This is a genomic window from Streptomyces sp. A0642, from assembly GCF_004795105.1.
Taxonomy (GTDB): Bacteria; Actinomycetota; Actinomycetes; order Streptomycetales; family Streptomycetaceae; genus Streptomyces.
The window spans coordinates 1-21,551 of the sequence record NZ_SSBL01000039.1; the positions used below are offsets into that span (position 1 = coordinate 1).

General features: G+C 71.1%; 8 protein-coding genes. All 8 read right to left on the reverse strand.

Features of this window, described 5'->3' with window-relative positions:
- The coding region (locus E6R60_RS34180) for a type I polyketide synthase (RefSeq protein WP_168713725.1) at positions 1-3,152 on the reverse strand (3,152 nt) is incomplete at its 3' end.
- Positions 3,153-3,330: 178 nt separating this feature from the next.
- On the reverse strand, positions 3,331-4,989 hold the full coding sequence (locus tag E6R60_RS34185) for a family 1 glycosylhydrolase (protein WP_168713726.1): 1,659 nt from the start codon (positions 4,987-4,989) through the stop codon (positions 3,331-3,333).
- A gap of 293 nt (positions 4,990-5,282) precedes the next feature.
- The gene (locus E6R60_RS34190; RefSeq protein WP_136330615.1) at positions 5,283-6,464 is read right to left on the reverse strand and encodes a macrolide family glycosyltransferase; all 1,182 of its coding nucleotides are present in this window, start codon (positions 6,462-6,464) and stop codon (positions 5,283-5,285) included.
- Between the two features lie 84 nt (positions 6,465-6,548).
- Complete coding sequence (locus E6R60_RS34195; protein ID WP_136330616.1) at positions 6,549-7,061, reverse strand: DinB family protein; 513 nt, start codon at positions 7,059-7,061, stop codon at positions 6,549-6,551.
- 100 nt (positions 7,062-7,161) lie between these two features.
- Entirely contained in the window at positions 7,162-7,680 is a 519-nt protein-coding gene (locus tag E6R60_RS34200; protein WP_136330617.1) for a DUF3291 domain-containing protein, read from the reverse strand.
- 4 nt (positions 7,681-7,684) lie between these two features.
- Positions 7,685-8,977, reverse strand: coding sequence for a cytochrome P450 (locus E6R60_RS34205; protein WP_136330618.1), 1,293 nt, complete (start codon positions 8,975-8,977; stop codon positions 7,685-7,687).
- A gap of 14 nt (positions 8,978-8,991) precedes the next feature.
- Positions 8,992-9,852, reverse strand: coding sequence for an alpha/beta hydrolase (locus tag E6R60_RS34210; protein ID WP_136330619.1), 861 nt, complete (start codon positions 9,850-9,852; stop codon positions 8,992-8,994).
- Positions 9,845-21,496 carry a non-ribosomal peptide synthetase/type I polyketide synthase gene (locus E6R60_RS34215; protein WP_136330620.1) on the reverse strand — a complete coding sequence of 3,884 codons (11,652 nt, stop codon included), beginning with the start codon at positions 21,494-21,496 and terminating at the stop codon, positions 9,845-9,847. Before E6R60_RS34215 ends, E6R60_RS34210 begins: the two co-directional genes overlap by 8 nt.
- Positions 21,497-21,551: the final 55 nt, after the last annotated feature.

Below are 21,551 nucleotides of genomic sequence, written 5' to 3' on the forward strand. Positions count from 1 at the left end.
AACCCACGCCCCATCGCAATCCGCTGACTACCCTGACCCGTGAACAACACCGCCAGATCACCACCCCCCACCACACCCTCCACCACATCACGGTGCGCCCTGCCACCCGCCAACGCCCGCAAAGCATCCTGGGCCTGTGCAAGGTTCCCGGCCACCGCGCTCGCACGGTGTTCCAGGTGGGAGCGGTGGTGTGCGGTGCTGTAGGCGATGTCGAGCAGCTCCGATTCCGGCCTGCCCTCCAGGTGGTCGGCCAGGCGGGCGGCGTTTTCGGCCCGTGCTTCCTCGGTCTTGCCGGACACGGTGAGGACGACGGGCGTCTTGCGTGTGGGGCGGTCGGGGCGGCCGTGGACGGCCGCCCAGTCGATCTCGTGGCCCTCGCACCAGAGCTCGGCGGCCAGTTCCTCCAGGCTCCGGCGGGCGGGCCGGTCGCGCCGGCAGGTCGCGAGGGCCGGGAGGTGGGTGCCGTCGATCGCGGCGAGTGTCCGCTCGAAGGAGTGCTGGGCGACGGGGTGCGGGGCGACCTCGACGATGCGCAGACCGCGCGCGGCGGCAGGTTCGTTCCGGGTGAGTGCGGTGACCGCCTCGGCGAGCAGCATGGGTTCGCACATGTTGCGTGCCCAGTAGTCGGCTCCGAGAGCGGTGCCGTCCACGAAGTCGTTGAGGACGGTCGACCAGAAGGGTGTGGACGCGACGGCGGTGCGCAGTGTGCCGAGCCGGCGGAGCAGTTCGGGTGCGAGGTCCCGGAGCCCGGCGCTGTGGGACGCGTAGTCGATGTTGACGCGTACGGTGCGGACGCCGTTCTCGGACAGCTCCCGTTCCACGGCGGCGACGGCGTCCGTCGGCCCGGAGAGGCAGACCTGGCCGGGAGCGAGGTGTCCCGCGACGGAGATCCCGCGGTCGTCGGTGGCCAGCCGAGCGGCCTCGTCGGCGGTGAGGTCGCAGACGACGAGAGCACCGTGGCCGGAGGCGCGTTCGGCGATCAGCGCCGACCAGGTCGTGATGAGCCGGGCGCCCTCGTCCAGCGGGAGGGCCCCCGCGACGACGGCGGCGGCCACCTCTCCGATGCTCTGGCCGAAGACGGTGTCGGGCTCTATGCCCCAGGCGGCGAGGGTGCGGGCGAGGGCGACCTGGACGGAGAAGAGGACGGGCTGGACGACGTCGGTGCGGTCGAGCCGCGAGCGGCTGCTGTCGGCGAGGAGTTCGTCGGTCACCGACCAGCCGGTGTGCGCGGCGACCGCGCGGTCGCAGGCGTCGAGGGCGGCGCGGAAGGCGCGCTCGCAGAGCAGGTCGCGGCCCATGCCGATCCACTGTGTGCCGTGGCCGGAGAAGAAGAAGGCGAGCGGCGGGCGCTCGGTGGAGCGGCCGGGACCGGCGACGATGTCGGCACGGCCGGCCGGCGTCAGGGCGGCGACCGCCCGGTGCCTTCCGGTGTCGTGGGGCGGGGTGGGGTACGGGCCGGTGGCGTTGTTCTCCCGGGCGCCCAGAGCGGCGACGGCGTCGTGCAGCGCGTCCTCGCTCGCGGCGGTGACGGGGACGAGGCGGCGTCGGCTGTAGGGGCCCTCCTCCAGGGCGACATGGGCGTTCGTGCCGCCGAATCCGAAGCCGCTGACGCCCGCGTAGCGGCGGCGGGCGGCGGGCCACGGCCGGCGTTCGGTGACGACGCTGAGCTTGTTGGCCTCGAAGTCGATGTGCGGGTTGGGCACGTCGAAGTGGAGGCTGGCGGGGATTTCGCCGCGGTGCAGGGCCAGGGCGGTCTTGATGAGGCCGGTGACGCCTGCTGCGGGCTCCAGGTGGCCGAAGTTCGTCTTGGCCGAGCCCAGGTACAGCGGCTCCTGGCGTCCCTGGGCGAACACGGTACCGAGTGCCTCGGCCTCGATGGGGTCGCCGAGCAGGGTGCCGGTGCCGTGTGCCTCCACGTAGGAGACGTCCTTGGGGTCGATGTCGGCGTCCTGCCAGGCGGTGCGCAGGACGTCGGCCTGGGCCTGCGGGCTGGGGGCGGTGAGTCCGTTGGAGGCACCGTCGTTGTTGACGGCGGTGCCGCGGATCACGGCGTACACGCGGTCGCCGGAGGCGAGGGCGTCGGAGAGCCTGCGCAGGACAACGACGCCGCAGCCCTCGCCGCGTACGTAGCCGTTGGCGCCCGCGTCGAAGGCGCGGCACTGGCCGTCCGGGTTCATGCCGCCGAACTTGGTCATGGCGACGGTGGTGTGGGGGTGCAGCATGACGTTGACGCCGCCCGCCAGGGCGAGGTCGCTCTCGCCGCGGCGCAGACTCTGCACGGCGAGGTGGGTGGCGGTGAGCGAGGAGCTGCAGGCGGTCGCAACGGCTATGGCGGGGCCGTGGAGGCCCAGGGTGTAGGCGATGCGCGCCGGAATGATGGAGTTGTCCCAGCCGACGGCGGAGTGCGTCCCGATGGCGTCGGGGTCGGCGCCGGTGGCCAGGTGGTATTCCTGCGCCATGGTGCCGAAGAAGACACCCGTGCGGGTGCCGGAGATGTCGGAGGGGACGATCCGGGCGTCCTCGAATGCGGCCCAGGCGACTTCCAGCGCCATGCGCTGCTGCGGGTCCATGTGCTTCGCCTCGGCGGGCGAGATCCGGAACAGGTCGGCGTCGAATCCGGTGATGTTGTCGAGGAAGCCGCCCCAGCGGGTGTTCATCCGACCCGGCGCCCGGGGGTCCGGGTCGAGCCAGTCCTGGGCGTTCCAGCGGTCGGCGGGGACCTCGCGGATCGTGTCGGTTCCCTCGCACAGGCTCTCCCAGAGTGCCTCGGGCGTCTCGATGCCGCCGGGCAGCCGGCAGCCGAGGCCGACGATGGCGACGGGTTCGTTCGCGACGAGGGGCGCCGGCCGGGTGCGCGGCGCTACGGCGGAAGGCGTGTCGTCGCCGGCCAGGTGGGCGCCGATGCCGGAGATGGTGGGGTACTGCCACACGACCCAGCTGGGCACGGGGCGCCCGAACCGTTTTGACAGTGTGGCCACGAGGGACGTGATCTGCACGGAGTCCAGCCCGAGGTCGTGCAGCGGCCGGTCGGTGCCGACGGCGTCGGGCCGTACGTCCAGCAGTTCGGCGACGACCGTCCGAACAACGGCCACGATGTCCTTGGCGGTCGCCGGGACCCGGTCGCCGCCACTGTTCACCTGGGCATAGCTCATCTGCTCATCCTCGATAGCTCGTTGAAGCGAACGACCGGCGTACGGCCTGGGGGACGGCCCCCTGCACAGTGCCCGTCCCACCCTCAACTGCCGTGCTGGAGACCAGGTCGAGCCCGGCTCCACCGGAACGGGCGCCCCGGATTCCGGGGCGCCCGAGGGGTGATTCATCTGGGGTGGTTCAGTGCCTGCGGCCGGTCGCTGCCGGGACGGGCGTGGCCGTGGTGGCTGCGTCGGCCGGTTCCGGGGAGAGGGGGCCGCTGCCCCCGTAGAGTTTGCGGATCTGAGGGGTGAGCGTGCGCGCCTCGGCGACGGCCGAGTAGACCTTCGCGGCCTCCGTCGGGGTGCGCTTCATCGTGGTGCGATCGACCTCATAGAGGCCGAAGCGGGCGCCGTACCCCTGCAGCCACTCGAAGTTGTCCATCAGGCTCCAGTGGTAGTAGCCCCGCACGTCCACTCCTTCGGCGCGCACCCGCTGGATCTGTTCCAGGGCCCGCACGGTGAACTCGGCGCGTCGTTTGCCGGAGTTGGTTGCGATGCCGGACTCGCTGACGACCAGTGGCAGGCCGCGGTAGCGGGCACCGAAGTCCTTGAGCACCGGGTAGAGGCCGCCGGGGTCCGACTCGTAGCCCATCGCGGGTATGAAGTAGGAGGGGTCGGAAGCCGGGAGGCACGGTGCGGTGCCGCACGTGTCGACGTTGATGACGGGTAGCGTTCCCGGGCCGGGTGTGTCGCCCGGGTCGGAGACGCCGGTGCGGTCGTACAGCTGGATGCCCAGCCAGTCGAGCGTGCCCTTCCAGTCGGGGTGGGGCTCGTCGGCGGTCCCGTCGAAGTTTGTGTCGAAGTCTCCCTTCCACAGGGAGTCAAGGATGTTCAGCTCGAAGAAGCGGCGGAAGCGGTCGCGGGCGGCTGTGTCGCGCGGCTCGGTGCTGACCTTTCCGTCGCGTACGGCCACGTACTGCTTGACGCTCGCGGTCAGGCCGATGGTGGAGTTGAGGCCGTCACGGTCCGCGTCATGGCGGTCGTAGCGCTTGATGGCCCTGTACATGGCCGCGTGGGCGTTGATGTACTGGCGCAGGGCCGGCACGAACTTGCTGGAGAAGTTGGTGGCCAGGTTCGCCTTGCCGGGCGGCCCCGCGCCGAAGGCGTGCGAGAACAGCATGTAGACCATGGGCTCGTTGAGCGTGGCCCACTCGTCGACCCGGTCGCCGAACCGCTCGGCGAGGAGCTTCGCGTGCTCGGCCATCTCCTTGACCACCAGGGGGCCGCCGACCGGGTGGTCGAGGCCGCACAGGTTGGTGTCGGAGGGGCCCTTCGTGCAGCCGGGGTCCTCGGGGTTGTCGACCCAGACGGGGTTGGCGAAGTGGTGGACGACGATCATCGGGCGAATGCCGCGCGCGATGAGTGCGTCGAGCTGCTTGCTGTAGTGGTCGAGGGCCGCCTCGTTGATCTGGTTGCGACGGGGCTCGATGCGGGCCCACTCGATGCTGAAGCGGTACGAGTCGACGTTCAGGTCCTCGAGGAGCCCGATGTCCTCGATGGCCTTGGAGTAGCCCTTGACGCCCTCTCCGACGAAGGGGCTCTTGCCCAGGCCCTCGGGTGCAGGCTGGCTCCACTTGTACCAGTCGGTGTCGGTGTTCTGGTCCTCGATCTGGGTGGCGGAACTCGACACGCCGAATCGGAAGCTGCCCTTGCCGGAGGGGGCGGCAAGGGAGCCGATCGAGGAGAAGGAAACGGTGCGCGGTTTGGCTGCGGCGTCGGTCTCCCCACTGGCCAGGGCGACAGGTGCCACCAGCCCCAGGGCGAGGACAGCGGCCGCGATCTTGATGAGTCGCTTCACGGTGCCTTCCGGTTCATAGACGGTTGGGAATGGGGTCGCGCAGCATTGAGGGCAGTCCCCCCGCGCATTCACACCCTGGGCGACTTCACTCGAAAACAACTCGAACGTGCGTCCACCGCGTCTTCGGACGCAGGGCAGGCCGATGTGGTGGGACAGGACGACGAAGCCGGAGAGCGCGGATCGCGATCAGCTCGTCGCCCGCAGCCCCCGACGGGCTTGGGACACCGGTGACGCACGAAGGGCCTGTGTCCCGGCGGCTGCCGGGACACAGGCCCTTCGTGCGTGGAGTTCGGTCAGCGGGTGGTGGCCAGGCGCGCCTCGACGGCGTCGGCCGCCATGGCCGGGCCGTCGACGGAGCGCATGGTGTCGCTCATGGTGCGCACCCGGTCCTTGACGGACGCGTCGCCGGCGACCTTGACGACGGCCTCGCGCAGGCTCTGAGGGGTGACATCGTCCTTGGCCAGATGCCGGCCGAGGCCCAGCTCGTCCACGCGCAGGCCGTTGGCCCGCTGCTCGGACATCTGCGGAATGACGACCATGGGCACGCCGTGGTACAGCGACTCCATGGTGCTGTTCATCCCGCCATGGGTGATGAACACCTGGGCGTGGCTGAGCACATCGAGCTGGGGCACGTGCCGCTTGACCTCGAAGTTGGCGGGGAGCGTACCGAGTTCGGCCGCGTCGATGTGGTCGCCGATGGACATCACGACATCGAACTCGGAGTCGCGGAACGCCTCGACTGCCATCGAGAAGAACTCGGGCCAGCCGGTAGCCGCTGTGCCGAGCGAGATCAGCAGCACCGGGCGCCCACCGGCGGCCGGCTGCCAGGACCCCTGGAAGGACCGGTCGCCGAGGCAGGGTCCGGCGAAGACGAACCGCTTGTCGAAGGTCTCGCCGTCGTAGTGGAATTCACGCGGCATGAAGACGATCCCGAGGTCTTCGATCCCCTGGAAGAACCCCATGGGATCGGCGGGCAGACCGAATTCGGGCAGCAGCGCCGTAAGCTTCCCGATCATCTCCATGACCTGGGGGTCGTCGTATTCCGCCATGGGGAAACGTTCCTGGATGCTGAAGTGCTCGTTCGCAGCGTACGAGGGAAAGCTCCGCACCAGCGGAATATCGTTCTTGGAAGCGAAGAAGCGTGCCCCCCAGGCCATGAAGTCGTGGACGATGACATCCGGCTTGTTCTGCTCGTAGAACGGGCCTACCTGCTCCACGAGCAGTTTCGCCTCGTCCAGACACCGCATGCCTTCACCGGCGTTGGCTTCCGCCGTGTAGGGGCTGCGATAGAAGTCGCCGAATACCGACTCGTACCTGACCGCTTCCGCTCCGAGCGCTTCGACTGCCGGGGCGAAGTGATTCGTCACAGTGCACGAAACGCGATGCCCCCGCTTCACTAGTTCTTCCACCACGCCGAGTGTGGGGTTCACATGGCCTATGGCCGGGAAATTGAAGAAAGCGATGTGAGACGGCATTTGCACTCTCCTGTTCCAAGGCCCGAACGCTGCGGACGAAGCCTTCCCACACCGTAGCAGCGCCGTGAAGGAAACCTTCCGGAACTAGAAAGGAACGTGCTTGCCCAGCGCCACCCGCAGGCACCCGATCTGCCCGCAGTGGTAGGCGTCGTGCATCTGAATGATGGAGAGCGCCTTGCCGAGATTCTTCAGCCGGTCGTCGCCGAAGGGCTCCAGCGGGGATTCGCTGTCGAGGTCGGCCGGCACGAGACCGGCGACGAACTCGCGCATGCGCGCGTGGACCGCCCGGTAGAGGTCGAGCATCTCCTCCAGCGACGGGCCGATCGACCAGTCCTGGTCGTCGTTGCCCGCGAAGCGCCGGGAGAACTCCTCCGTGACCAGGGACTCGGTCCCCTGGTGCAGCGTCGAGAAGTAGTCCGTCGCGCAGGTGAGATGGCCCAGGAACCAGACCAGGGGCTTGTGCGGGGCCGGGGCGATACGCGCGGTCTCGTCGTCGAAGTCCTCGGCGAGTTCCAGGACCATGCCGAAGGCCAGGTCGAAATGGTGCAGGAAATGAGTGGTGAGCGCCTGCGGCGAGGCGTCGATGGTCGCGGTCATATCCGGACTCCTGTCTTCATTCTTCCATGGATCATGACGAATATTCTCCGCTCGCTCTCAAGCAGTTCTTGAGTCACTCTCGAGCGGTTGTCCAGCCCGGTCAGCGACCGGGCGATGCGAACGAGCTCCGGCCGGGCCGACGGACGGCGTCCAAACGGACCCGCGACTCCTCGAAGGTGGGCAGTTCGGTCGTCTCGGTGCACTCCCAGTTCGCGCCTTCCCAGTCGAACATCAGCTCGCGGACCCGACGCGCCGCGGCAAGATGCGGTTTCGACATCAAAAAGCCCTTCAACGCCTCCTCGTTCTCCCAGATGGACAGGGAACGGGTGCTGTTGAAGTTGTTCTCCGAAATACCCAGACAGACCGCCATCAGCCCCGGCCTCACATAGAGTTCGCCGAGAATAGCCTCATTCAGTTCGATGGCGACCGGCTCATGTCCCGGCTTCGGCCAGCCGACGGAAGTCGCCACCAGATGATGACCCCGGATCGGCTCCCGCAGCCGACCCGTTTCGGGGTCGACGACGGGCCCGACCCAGGGGGCCACCACATTGAAGTCCGATTCATCGCCGGCGGCGAATTCCTGGAGCGACTGGGGTATCGGTCGCGTGTTGTCCGACATTCTTTCACCGATCCTTACGTCGTACGACAAGCCGCTTGATCTCGACGGCCTGGAGGTGCAGCACTGTGAAGTCGGGCTTGCGCACCATTTCGAGCTCCGCCAGCAGCGGGCCGACGGCCTTCAGCACCGCCCTCATTTCGAGCCGGGCCAGGTGCGAGCCGAGGCAGACGTGCTCGCCGTGGCCGCCGAACGCGAGCTGCGCGGTGGCGTCCCGGCTGATGTCGAAGCGGTACGGAGCGTCGAAGACGGAGTCGTCCCGGTTGGCCGCCGGATACCACATCACAACCGTCTCGCCCTTGCGGATGCGCCGGCCACCGATCTCGGTGTCCTGGGTCGCCGTCCGGACGAAGTTCGCCGCGATCGACGTCCAGCGCAGGATCTCCTCGACCGCGCCGGGCACCATCGCCGGGTCCTCGTTGAGCTTCCGCAGCTGCTCCGGATGCTCGAGCAGCGCCTGGACGCCCCCCGTGGTCGCGTTGCGGGTCGTGCCGATGCCCGCGACCAGCAGGTTGAAGATGGTGTAGAGGATCTCGTGGAAGGCCAGCGGCTCCCCGTCGATACGGGCCCGGGCGAGCCGGCTGAGCACATCGGTGCTGGTCTCGTCGACCTGGGCCATCCGCTCCTGGACCAGATTCGCCACGTAGCCGTTGAGAGCGGTCATGTTCCGGGCGAACGTGGCCTCGGTGTCCTCGCCCTCGCGCTGGTTGTCCGGGTCCGCGGCGCCCGTGGTGCCCTCGCTCCACTCGAAGATGTCGTCCCAGTCCTTCAGCGGCGCCCCGACCAGCTCACAGATCGCGGCGACCGGCAGCCGGGCGGAGAGGTGGCGTGCCACATCGGCGGTGCCGTGCTCGTCCAGCCGGGCGGTGAACTCGGCCGCGTACTGCACGGCCAGTTCGTTGAACCGCTCCTCCAGCTCGGCAACGGCCTTCGGGGTGAAGCACGGGGCCATCACCTGGCGCAGATGGCGGTGGTGGGGGGAGTCCATGTACGACAGCGCCGGCGGCATGTCGGGGCCGTGGCCGAACATCTGGGCCCGTTGGTCGAGCTGGCTCTCGAACATGTCGACGGCCTCGGGGGTCTCCAGGGTGACCCGCTGGGCGCTGGAGAAGATCTTCGGATTGCGCGACACCCACGCGATGTCCTCGTGCCGGGTCAGCACCCAGAACGGCTCGAAGCCCGGGCGCCGGTACCAGAAGACCGGCGCCTCGCGGCGCAGCAGGTCGAACTCCGGGTAGGGGTAGCCGTTCTCGGCGTACGCCGACTCGTCGGTGATGTCGAGTGTGTCAAGAGTGAGCATGTCTCAGGTCTCCTTCAGCGGGGGGTGTTCTCGTCGAGGAAGGAGACGATCGCCGGGACGGCCTCCGTGCGGCGGTCTCCGGCGTCGTACCCCGCGTCGAGCAGCCGGGCGTTCGGCACCTCGCTCGCGAGACGTTTGGCGACACCTTCCGGGTGCAGCGGGTCGTTGCCGGGCAGGATCAGCAGCGGTGCGGGGAAGCCGGTCATCCACTCCTCCGGGACGGAGAAGTACGCGGAGCCCTGGGGCCAGATGCCGTCCCGGAAGCGCACGACGGAGACGACGTACCGCTCGCGCCGCAGCGTCAGGATCTCGTCCCTGAACGCCGGGTCGGCGTTCAGCCGGGCCGCGTAGGGGCCGGCCCCGTTACCGGGGGCGAAATGGCCCTGCGCCTGGGCCGCGGCGATGACGCCTTCGAGGCCCTCGGCCCTGGTCAGCCGCATCGCCTCGTCGTACTCGCCGAGGAAGGTGCCCAGGGTGTTGGTGTCGTCGAGACCGACCGGATCCTGCGACACGACGGACCGCACCCGCGCGGGGGTGTCGTGCGCCAGCCGCCAGGCCAGCGCGGTGCCCGTGCCGGCACTGACCACATGGGCCTGCTCGGCACCGAGGTCGTCGAGGACCGCCTGCATGTCGGCCGAGCTCTGCTCGTACGAGAACGGCTCGAAGGGGGCGACGGTGCTGCGGCCCACGTGCCGCTGGTCGACGGCGATCACGCGGAACCGGCCGGCCAGCTCGGACACCGGGTGGTAGAAGTTCGTCTGCCAGGAGGCGATCCCCCCGCCCGCCGCGCCGTCCGCGAGCAGCAGGACGGGGAAGCCCTCGCCGTGCACCTCGTAGTGGATCCGAGCCCCGTCGGGGCGGACTGTCTCAGGCATGGTTTTCCTCCACGGTCGCAAGGTGCGTGATCACGTCTTTGAGTTCGGCCGCCATGGCCCCGGCATTGACGATCGGAGCGGCGTGGGTGCCCTCGATGGCCGACGAGACAAATACGCCGGAGGTCAGTTCGCGCCACACCTCCATCGCTCCGTCGGGCAGCACCGGGTCCTCGGTCCCCGCCACCGCGAAGACCGGCAGCCCGAGCGGGGTGCGGGTGACGCCCCGCAGGACGGCCCGGTGGTTCTCGGCGAGGACGGTGTCGGCGCGCAGCCGGTCGACGTACTGGGCGAGGAGTTCCTCGCTCTCCAGGATCTGGTCGGGCAGCAGCCCCCGGAAGATCCCGGCGAGTTCGTCCAGGGCTGCCCCGTCGAGGTCGCCGGTGAGTTCGGCGAGCCGGTTCAGGCCGGGCGTCGGTTCGGCGAGCGGCGGCAGCGCGCAGGCCACGACGAGCGCCAGTGGCGGCACGCCCGGCCGGTGGGCGAGCCGGTGGGCGACCTCCCAGCACAGCCACGATCCCTGACTGTGTCCGTAGAGCACGACCGGTACGTCGAGCCGGTCGGACATCGCCGCCACGACCTGGTCGGCCATGGCCATCATGTCGGTCAGCGGAGGCTCGTCCGCGCGGGCCTCGCGTCCGGGCAGCTGGACACCGAGGAGTTCGACGTCGTCGGGCAGGTGACGGACCAGCGGCACGTAACCGCCGGTGGTGCCGCCCATGCCGGCCACACAGAACACCCGGGCGCGGGGGCGCTCGGCAGGCTTGAGCACCCGCAGCCATGAGCCCGTCTGCGGGCCGGGCCGGCCGGTACCCGTCTGCCGCTCCTCCGGCTGCAGTTCGTCGGCCAAGGCCCCGGCTATCCCGACGCAGCTGGCGTGGCGCAGGATCATCTCGGTCGTGACGGAAAGACCGGTTCGGCGGATGAGCTGGTTGCGTACGGTCACGGCCATCAGCGAGTCGAGGCCGAGCTGTTGCAGTGGCTTGTCGTCGGGCAGGTCGTGCGCGGCCAGTCCGAGAACCGGGATGACCTCGTCCTTCACCAGGCCGGTCACCGTGCGCAGCCGTTCGTCGGCGTCCTGTCCGGCGAGGCGGGCACGCAGCTCCCGGCCGGCCGACGGATCGCCGGCCAGTGCCTGCTCAGCCGGGGCCTCTCGGGCCTCCTCGATGCCGTCGAGCAGCGGGCGCGGGCGGGCCGCACGGTAGGCGGGGGCGAATTTCGCCCAGTCGATGTCGGCAACGCCGAGCGCCACCGTACCGGTGTTCAGGGCGAGTTCGAGGGCGTCCAGCGCGCGGCCGGGGGCCATGGAGCGCAGCCCGCGGGAGCGCGCGAGACGCTCGGCCTCCTCGGAGACCATGCCTCCGCCGGCCCAGCCGCCCCAATGCAGCACGGTGGCGGGCAGCCCCTGTGCGTGGCGGTGGCGGGCCATCGCGTCGAGCGCGGTGTTCGCGGCGCCGTAGGCGGCCTGTCCCGCGCCGCCCCAGAGGCTGGCGCCGCTGCCGTACAGCAGGAACGCGTCGATCTCACGTCCTGTAAGTGCCTCGTGCAGGTGCTGGGCACCCAGGACCTTGGCGGAGATCTCCTCCGCGGCGCAGTGGGCGGTGAGTTCCCCGATGGGTGCCATGCGGGAGACCCCGGCGAGGTGGGCGACGACGGTGAGCGGGCGGGTGTCGTCGCCGGTGCGGCCGACGAGCGCTGCGACCTGGTCCGCTTCGGTCACGTCGCAGCGCTCCAGCGTCAGCTGGATACCGCGGGATTCGAGTTCGGTGCGCAGCTCCTCGGTCTCGGCTGTGCCGGTGGCGCGCCGGGAGGCCAGCACGATGTGTTCGGCGCCTCGATCGGCGAGGCGCCGGGCGAGGTGCAGGCCTAGTACGCCCTGTCCCCCGGTGATCAGCGCGGTGCCGCGGGTCGTCCAGCCGTCGCTTCCCGCGACGGGCCGGGTGCGGCGCATACGGCGTACGTACCTGCCGTGGGCGCGCAGGGCACTCTGGTCCTCGTGGTCGCCTGCCGCGAGTGCGGCCACGACCTGTCCGGCCCAGCCGTCGTACGGGCTGCGCGCCAGGTCGAGGGTTCCGCCCCAGCGCAGCGGGTCCTCCAGGGCGGCGACCCGGCCGAGGCCCTGGACCAGGGCCGGGGCGGTGCCGGGAAGGCCGGTGTCGCCGTCGACGGTGACACCGCCGCGGGTCAGGGCCCACAGGGGGACGGCCCATCCGGTGTCGGTGAGGGCCTGAAGCAGGGCGAGGGTGGTGAGCAGTCCCCGGGTGGTTCCGCCTGGGCCGGGGGCCGTGTCGAGCGAGGCGAGGCTGAGAACGGCTTCCGGCTGCTGCGGCAGGGCGGTCAGCGCCCGCGCCGTCTCGGCTCGGTCGTCCGAGCCCGGGATGCGGTGCACCCGCGCGCCGACGGCGGACAGAGCCGCTTCGAGGTCGTCGGCCGTCCGGGTCTCGCCGTCGGACGTGACCAGGACGACGGTGGCGGGGAAGGCGGCCGGGGCGGTGATCGGGGCGGGCTGCCAGATGTCCTCGTACAGCCAGTCGGCGATCTTCGATTCCGCCTCCTGGCGCTGCCACCAGGCGTTCAGCACCGGAAGCAGTTCCTCGATGTTCTCCCGGAGGCGTTCGGGCGCGCCCAGCAGGCCGGCGATGCGGGCCGCCTCGCCGTCCCCGACGGCTTCCCAGAAGGCGCGGTCGACGGCGGGTTCGGTGGAGCGGGCCGGCTGATTCTCCTCGATCCAGTAGCTCTGGCGCTGGAAGGCGTAGGTGGGGAGCTGGGCGACGGGAGCGGTGGTGGCCGCGGGCAGGGCGCGGGCCCAGTCGACGGGGTGCCCGTGGACGTGGAGGGTGGCCAGGGCCCGCAGGAATTCCTCGTGTCCGCCCCGGCCGCGGCGCAGGGTGCCGGTGACCAGGGCCCGGTCGCTGCCCTCGGTCAGCGGCATGGCGAGCACGGGGTGGGGGCTGACCTCGATGAACACGTCGTGACCCACGTCCAGCAAGGACTGCTGGGCCCGGTCGAGACGGACGGGCTCGCGGAGGTTGCGCGACCAGTACGCGGCGTCGAGCGCCGTGCCGTCCAGGAACCCGCCCGTGACCGTCGAGCAGAACGGGATCCGTCCGGCCTTCGGTGCGAGGTCCGCCAGTTCTGCCTCCAGTGCGGGTAGCAGGGCGTCCATGTGATGACTGTGCGAGGCGACCGGCGCCTCCAGCCGGCCGCAGACGATGTCCTCATCGTCGAGGGCGAACAGCAGGTCCTCGATCGCGTCGGCCTCGCCGGACAGCGCGACGGAGCGGGGGGTGTTGACGGCGGCGACGGAAATCCGGCCGTCGTACGGGGCGATCCGCTCGCGTACCCGGTCCAGTGGCAGTTCCACGACCGCCATCGCGCCGATCCCCGCCACACCCTGGAGGGCACGGCTGCGCACGGCCACGATCCGTGCGCCCTCCTCCAGGGTCAGCGCACCGGCGACCACCGCGGCGGCGACCTCGCCCTGGGAGTGGCCCACGACCGCGGCCGGTTCCACCCCCAGCTCCTGCCAGGCCGCGGCGAGCGCCACGTACATGGTGAACATCACGGGCTGGATCACGTCCAGCCGCTCCGCTGACGGGCCGGATCCGGTCCGGCCCGTCAGCACGTCCGTCACCGACCAGCCGGTCAGCGGCGCGAGCACCTCGTCGCACTCACGCACCGTGCGGGCGAAGGCCGGGGACTGGTCGGACAGCGCCCGGCCCATCCCCTCCCACTGCGAGCCCTGGCCGGGGAAGACGAACACGGTCCTGCCGTGGGGGCGGGCGGTCGCCTGGACCAGATCCGGATGGGAACGGCCCTGTGCGAGCGCGGTCAGACCTTCGACGAGCCGGTCCGCGTCCGCCCCGGTCACGGCTGCCCGGTGGGTGAAGTGGGCACGGCGTCCGGCTGCGGTCGCGGCGACGGCAGCGGGCGTCACCTCGTGCCCGCCGGACAGCCACTGAGCCCACCGGGCCGCCTGTTCGCGCAGCGCCGTCTCGTCGCGGGCGGACAGCACCACCGGTACCGAGCCGTCCGGAGCCGCGGCCGGGGCGGGGCGCTGCGGTGCCTGTTCCAGCACCACGTGGGCGTTGGTGCCGCCGATGCCGAACGAGGAGACGCCCGCGCGGCGGGGGCCGTCCTCCTGCCAGGGCTTGGTCTCGGTGTTGACGTAGAACAGGCTGGGGTCCATCCCCATCTCGGGGTTGGGGTGTTCGTAGTTGAGGCTGGGGACGAGTTCCCCATGGTGAACGGTGAGCGCGGCCTTGATGAGTCCGGCGATTCCGGCGGTGGCGTCGGCGTGCCCGATGTTGGTCTTGACCGAACCGATCGCGCACGGCTCCTCGCGGTCGGCCGATCCGAAGACCTGCTGAAGCGCCTGCACCTCGATCGGGTCGCCGAGCCTGGTGCCGGTGCCGTGCGCCTCGATGAAGCCGACCGAGGCCGGGTCGACGCCCGCCGCGGCCTGCGCCTGGGCGATGACGTCCGCCTGACCCGCGACGCTGGGCGCAGTGAAACCGGCCTTGTCGGAGCCGTCGTTGTTGACGGCGCTGCCGCGCAGGACGGCGAAGACGGTGTCGCCGGCCTCGATCGCGTCGGACAGCCGCCGCAGCACGACGACTCCCGCACCGCTACCGAAGACGGTGCCTGCGCCCTTCTCGTCGAAGGCGCGGCACTTGCCGTCCGGGGAGACGACCAGGCCCTCCTGGTGAACGAAGCCGCGCCTGAGCGGAATGGTCAGCGACGAGGCGCCGACGAGGGCGGCATCGGACTCGCCTCGCAGCAGGCTCTCGCGCGCCAGGTGCGCGGCGACCAGCCCGGTCGAGCAGGCCGTCTGCACGGTCAGTGCCGGGCCTCGCAGGTCGAGCCGGTGCGCGACACGGGTCGCCAGGTAGTCGCTCTTGTTGCCGATCATCGAGCGGTAGAAGGACGACAGGTCGCCCGTCGACTCCTGCGGGTAGCCGCCGAAGCCGGTGCCCCCGAAGACGGCGATCTTTCCGGCGAAGGTCTTCGGGACGATGCCCGCGTGCTCGACCGCCTGCCACGCGGTCTCCAGGAACAGCCGGTGCTGCGGGTCCATGACCTCGGCCTCGGCGGGCGAGTAGTCGAAGAACGCGGCGTCGAAGAGGTCCGGGTCATCGACCAGGCCCCTGGCGCGTACGTAGTCGGGGTCCGCCAGTTCGTCGTCGGTGGCACCCGCGGCACGCAGTTCGTCGTCGGTGAAGTACGCGATGGACTCGACGCCCTCGCGGAGGTTGTTCCAGAACGTGTCGACGTCGGGTGCGCCCGGCAGTTTGCAGGCCATGCCGACGATCGCCACCGCGTCGTCGCCGTCGCGTTCGCGGCGGGTGTTCGTCTGCCGGGGGGTGAGTGAGGTGGGCGAGCCGTCGCGGAGGTACGCGGCGAGCTGGCGCACGGTCGGGTAGCGAAAGAGCGTGGAGAGCGGGAACTCCCGGCCGAGGCCGGCGCACATGACCGTGTGGGCGCGCACGGCGGTCATGGAGGTGGCGCCGAGGTCGAAGATGCCCTTGTCGGGTTCGATGTGCGGGGTGTTCAGGACCTCGGCCCAGGCCCGTGCGACCAGTGCCTCGATGGCGTCCCCGTCGGCCGTGCCGGTCGCCGGCGCCACTGGCTGCGGGGCGTCCAGCTTCAGCAGTGCGTTGCGGTCGACCTTCTTGTTCGGGGTGTGCGGCAGTTCGTCCAGGCGGACCAGTTGGTCGGGGACCATGTACACCGGCAACCGCTCGGTGAGCGCCACCAGTACGTCGTCACCGCTCACCGCGCTGTCCTGCACGACGGTGAAGTACAGGCACAGACGCGGATCTCCCGGCACGTCCTCGCGGACTACCGCAGCCGCCTCCGACACCCCCGGAGACTCGGCGGCGACCGACTCGATCTCGCCCAGCTCGATCCGGTGCCCGCGCAGCTTCACCTGCGCGTCGGCCCGGCCGCAGAACTCCAGCGTTCCGTCCGCCCGGTACCGCACCACGTCGCCGGTCCGGTACATCCGGCCGCCCGGGGTGAACGGGTCGTCGACGAACCTTTCCGCCGTCAGCTCCGGCCGTCCCAGATATCCGCGGGCCACGCCGAGTCCGCCGATGTACAGGTCGCCCCGGGCTCCCCTGGGTACCCAGGCCAGCCCGGCGTCCAGCACGTACAGCCGGTTGTTCGCCAGCGGCTCGCCCAGGGCGACCTCGCCCGGCACCACATCCCAGGCCGCCGACCAGACGGTGGTCTCCGTAGGCCCGTACATGTTCATCAGCCCGTGCGGGCACAGCCGCAGGAGTTTGCGGGCCAGGCCCCGGTCCAACGCCTCACCGCCCACCAGCACCCGGTCCATGCCCCGCACCAGCGCTCTGCCGTCCGCATCCGCCAGCAACATCCTGGCCAGCGACGGCGTGCACTGCAGATGCGTCGGCGCGTACGGCAGATATCCCGCCCACTCCGCCGGACCGCCCCGGGCCACCACTACCCGGTAACCGCGTGTCAGCGTCCACAAGAGCTCGAGGGTCGAGATGTCGAACGACAGACTCGTCACCGCCAGCCACGTGTCGCCCTGGCCCCCGCCCACGCGCTCATCCATCGCGGTGCAGAAGTTGGCGAACTGCGCATGCTCCAGCTCCACACCCTTCGGCAGCCCCGTCGAACCCGACGTGTAGATCACGTACGCCAGCTCCGAGAGCCCCGGAAGCACCACACCTCCCGGCAGCTCCGCATCCGCATCCACCGCCGGCAGCGCATCCGCCAGCAGCACCCGGATCCGGTCGTCCGCGATCTCGTCCGCGCCGTCCCGGGTGGAAACCACCACCGACAGGCCGCTGTCCACGATGACGTGCTCCAGCCGCGCCTTCGGATACTCCGGGTCCAGCGGTACGTACGCGGCCCCGGCCAGCCACGTCGCGAGAACCGCCACCACCAGTTCCGCCGAACGTGGCAGATGGATGCCCACCAGGCTCTCTCCGGTCACACCCGCGGACCGCAGATGGCTCGCCATCGCCCCGGCCCGGGCCAGCAGGTGCCGGTAGGACGTCTGTTCTCCGTCACAGACCAGCGCGACCGCGTCGGGCGCACGGCGAGACCGGTCGACGATCCGCTCCAGTGCCGAGGCACCGGTGACCGTGTCCGCCGCCGAACCGCCGCGCTCCTCCAGCCACACCAGCTCGTCGGCGCCGATCAGCTCCAGCTCGCCGACACGCCGGCCCGCGTCGGCGGCCACCGAGGCGAGCAGGGTGCGGAAGCTGTCGACGAGGCGTTGGGCCGATGCCCGGTCCAGCACAGCGGGCAGGAACTCCAGCTCGCCCCGCATGCCATCGCCGAGCGGCGCGAGCGTGAGGCCCAGTTCCGACTTGGCCACGCCGCGCGGGCCACCGCCGACCGAGGCGTCGTCCACCGGGATCCAGGCGTCGTCGCCCTCGCCCAGGGCGGGCAGGGAAGTGCTGCGGTAGTTGAACACGGCCTGGAAGAGAGGATTCTCCTCGCCCGCGCGTTCGCCGCCCGCGACCCGCACGATCTCCGTCAGCGGTACGTCCTGGCGTTCCAGCAGTCCCATCACGCGCGACGCCGTCGCCCCGAGCAGTTCGGTGAACGACGGATCACCTGTCAGGTCGCAGCGCAGCGGCAGCGTATTGACGAGGAAGCCGGCGACGTCGTCCACGCCGGAGAGCTGGCGGTTGGCCCAGACGGTACCGATCCCGAAGTCGTACGTCCCGGTCGTCCGGGCGAGGAGTGCCGAGAAGGCGCTGGCGTACACGGTGTAGGGCGTCACGGACTCCCGGGCGGCGAGGGCCTCCAGGTCCGTGTGCAGTTCGGCCGGGATGATGAAGTCGAGCGTGCCGCCCTCATCGCCGTCCTCGGCGGTGGTCGCGGCGAACTCCAGCCGGCCCATCCCGTCGAGCTCGGTCTCGAAGTACCGCAGGCCGTCATCGAAGCGCCCCTGGGCGATGCCCGCCTGCTCCCAGGCCGCGTAGTCGCCCAGGTGCAGAGCGGGGCCGGGGATCTCGGGCTCGCCGCCCTCGGTGAGGGCCCGGCAGGTGTCGAAGAACTCACGGGTGAGCAGGGTCAGCGACCAGCCGTCGGTGACGGCGTGGTGCTGGTTGAGGACGAGCAGCTGTCCGTCCGGCGTGTCCAGCAGCAGGCAGCGCAGCAGGCTCTGGCCACTCAGGTCGAACGGTTCCCGCTCGGCGCGGCGGATCCGCTCGTCGATCTCCTGCGCGCCGGAGGCGGACAGGTCCTCGTGGACGAAGGGCAGCGCGTAGTCGCTGTGCACCGCTTGGACGAGCTGTCCGTCCCGGATCTCCAGGCCGGTGCGCAGTGCCTCGTGCCGGTCCATCAGCCGGCGCAGCGCGCGGGAGACGACGTCGGGGTCGAGGGCGCGGGCGATGCGCAGGACGAGCGGGGTGTTGTACTGCGGGGTGCCCGGACGCATCTGCTCCAGAAACCACAACCGCCGCTGGCCCTCGGTCGCCGGGTGCGCGTCGCGCTGCGCGGAGCGCTGGGGCGGGGCGGCCGCGGGGACGTTCCCGAGGTCGCCGATGCAGTGTTCCAGGAGGTGGGCGGCGATGGCATGGGGGGTGGGGTGCTTGAACGCCAGGTTGGTGGGCAGGGCCGCGCCGGTCAGTTCGGCGAGCCGGTTGCGCAGCTGGAGCGCCATGATCGAGTCGAGGCCGAGCTCCTGGAGCCGCTTGTCGGCCGGTACGGGTTCGGCGGCGCCGAGCACGGCTGCCGCCTCCTGCCGCACGGTCTGCGTCAGCCCGTCGAGGCGTGCGGGCTCTTCCAGGGCGGCGAGCCGGGTCAGCAGGGCGGCCGGGCCCGGGTCGGGTGCGGCGGCTTCGTCCGGCAGGCCGGTGCCGGCGCCGGTTTCGCCGGGGCCGCGAGAGCCGGGGCCGCGAGAGCCGGGGCCGGGGACGTGCGTCCAGTAGGTGCGGCGCTGGAAGGCGTAGGTGGGCAGCATGGCGGTCCGCGCGTTCGGGGCGGTGCCGAGGACCCGCTGCCAGTCGACCGCGAAGCCCTGGGTGTGCAGGGCGCCGAGGGACCACAGCACCTGGGCGATCCCGCCGCGGTCCCGGGCCAGGGTGCCGGCCGTGGCGCCCTGGGTCGCGGCCGTCGCACCGGTGAGCGCCACGCCGAGCACCGGGTGCGGGGATATCTCCACGAAGGCGTCGAAGCCGTCCGCGACCAGTGCCTCCAGGGCCCGGTCCATGCGGACCGTCTCGCGGGCGTTGCGGCACCAGTAGCCGCCGTCCAGCGCGGCGCCTTCCAGCACCCCGCCGGTCACCGTGGAGTAGAACGGAATCGTCCAGCGGGCCGGGCGCAGGTCCTCCAGTTGTGCGGCGAGCCATGTCAGCATCGGGTCGATGTGCGCGCTGTGTCCGGCGGTGTCCGAGGCGATGCGACGGCTGAAGACGTCCGTGTCCGACAGCTCGGCCAGCAGCCGCTCCACCGCGTCGATGTCGCCCGAGACCACCGCGGACGAAGCGGTGTTGACCACCGCAACCGACAGCGCCGGCCCGTACGGGGCGATCAGCGCCTCGACCTCTGCGAGGGGAAGTTCCACCAGGGCCATCGCGCCCCGGCCGCTGCACTCGCGCAGCTGGCCCTGCGAGCGCAGCGCGGTGAGCCGTGCGCCGTCCGCGAGGGACAGGGCGCCGGCGACCACCGCGGCGGGGACCTCGCCCTGGCTGGATCCGACCACCGCGGCGGGCTCCACGCCCAGCGAGCGCCAGACCGCCACCAGGCCGATCATCACCGTGAACAGCGCCGGCTGGAGCACATCGATCCGCTCCAGCGTCAGCGAGGCGTCCGCCTCACCGCACAGCACCTCGCGGACCGACCAGCCGGTCCACGGCTCCAGAGCGGCGTCGCACTCCCCCACCGCCGTGCGGAAGACCTCGCTCTCCTCGATCAGTTCACGGCCCATGCCGACCCACTGCGAGCCCTGGCCGGGGAAGACGAAAACGGCCTTGCCTCGCTCCCGGGCCGTGCCGGTGACGGTTCCGGGACGGGGCAGGCCCCCGGCCAGTGTCCGCAGGGCCTCGGCAGCCTCGGCGGGTGCCGAGGCCGACACACAGGCGCGGACTTCGAGCTGGGCACGGTGCGACGCAGCCGTACGGACGATATCGCGCCAGTCGCTCTCGCTGCCGTGTTCCTCCAGCCAGTCGGCCCACCGGGCCGCCTGGCCGCGCAGGGCCTGCTGGTCGTGTCCGGACAACAGCAGCGGGTACGCCGGGGCGTCGATGCCGTTGTCGCCCTCCTGGTCGGCCGGATCCTGTGCGGGGGCCTCTTCGATGATCACGTGCGCGTTGGTGCCGCTGATGCCGAATGACGAGACGCCGGCCCGCCGGACGCGTGCGCCGCGCCGCCAGGGCCCGGCCTCCTGCGCCAGGGCGAGTCCGCTGTCCTGCCAGTCGATGTGCGGGCTGGGCTCGTCGGCGTGCAGGGTTTTGGGCAGTGTCTCGTGCTGGAGGGCCAGCACCATCTTCATCACGCTGGCCACGCCGGCGGCTGCCTGCGTGTGTCCGATGTTGGACTTGGAGGAGCCAAGCCGCACCGGGAGCCGCGGGTCGCGGCCGGGGCCGAAGACCTCGGCCAGTGCGCCCGCCTCGATCGGGTCGCCGAGCGGCGTGCCGGTGCCGTGCGCGTCGATGGCGTCGATGTCCGCCGCGTCCAGCCGGGCGGCGGTGAGGGCCTCGCGGATGACGCGTTGCTGGGCGGGACCGTTGGGGGCGGTCAGGCCCTGGCTGCGGCCGTCCTGGTTGACCGCCGAGCCCCGGATGACGGCCAGGACGCGATCGCCGTCGCGCTGGGCGGCGGAGAGCCGCTTGAGCACGAGCATGCCCACGCCCTCGGACCAGATCGCCCCGTCGGCACGGGCCGAGAAGCTCTTGCAGCGCCCGTCGGGGGCCATCGCGCCGAGCCGGCTGGACTCGACGAACATGGCGGGGGAACTCATCACGGTGACGCCGCCGGCGAGCGCGAGGTCGCACTCGCCGGAGCGCAGCGCGCCGAGCGCGGAGTGGATGGCGACAAGGGACGAGGAGCAGGCGGTGTCGATGGTCATGGCGGGGCCCTGGAGGCCGAGCACGTAGCTGATCCGGCCGGAGACGACGCTGCCGGAGATGCCGGTGCCCTGGTAACCGTCGAGGACTTCGAGAGGGGCGTGCCCGGTCTCGTAGTCCGCGCGCATAGCGCCCACGTACACACCGGTGCGGCTGCCGACGAGCGTGTCGGGGCGGATGCCGGCGCGTTCCAGCGCCTCCCAGGAGGCCTCCAGTACGAGCCGCTGCTGCGGGTCCATCGAGACGGCCTCGCGCGGCGAGATACCGAAGAAGTCGGCGTCGAACCGGTCCAGGTCGTCGAGGAAGCCGCCCTGGTCGGCGTAGCTCTTGCCTGCGGCGCCGGGGTCGGGGTCGTAGAGCTCCAGTCCGTCCCAGCGGGCGGGCAGCGGGCCGATGGCGTCGCGGCCGTCGGCGAGGAGTTGCCAGTACTCCTCGGGGGTGGTGACGCCCCCGGGCAGCCGGCAGGCCATCGCGACGATCGCCACGGGTTCGTGCCGCTTGTTCTCCAGTTCGGCGTTGCGCTGCTGAAGTTGCAGGACAGCGGCCATGGCTCGCCGAAGCCGTTCCTCGTTCGCCTGGGCGTTCATCTCCGCCATCCGTCTCGTCGCTCCGGGGAATGTGGGTGCGGGAAGGCTGTCGTCAGGATCCCGT

Coding starts and splice junctions, on each gene's coding strand:
- E6R60_RS34210 (WP_136330619.1), bottom strand. CDS start 9,852: ATGCCTGAGACAGTCCGCCCCGACGGGGCTCGGATCCACTACGAGGTG.
- E6R60_RS34190 (WP_136330615.1), bottom strand. CDS start 6,464: ATGCCGTCTCACATCGCTTTCTTCAATTTCCCGGCCATAGGCCATGTG.
- E6R60_RS34200 (WP_136330617.1), bottom strand. CDS start 7,680: ATGTCGGACAACACGCGACCGATACCCCAGTCGCTCCAGGAATTCGCC.
- E6R60_RS34215 (WP_136330620.1), bottom strand. CDS start 21,496: ATGGCGGAGATGAACGCCCAGGCGAACGAGGAACGGCTTCGGCGAGCC.
- E6R60_RS34205 (WP_136330618.1), bottom strand. CDS start 8,977: ATGCTCACTCTTGACACACTCGACATCACCGACGAGTCGGCGTACGCC.
- E6R60_RS34195 (WP_136330616.1), bottom strand. CDS start 7,061: ATGACCGCGACCATCGACGCCTCGCCGCAGGCGCTCACCACTCATTTC.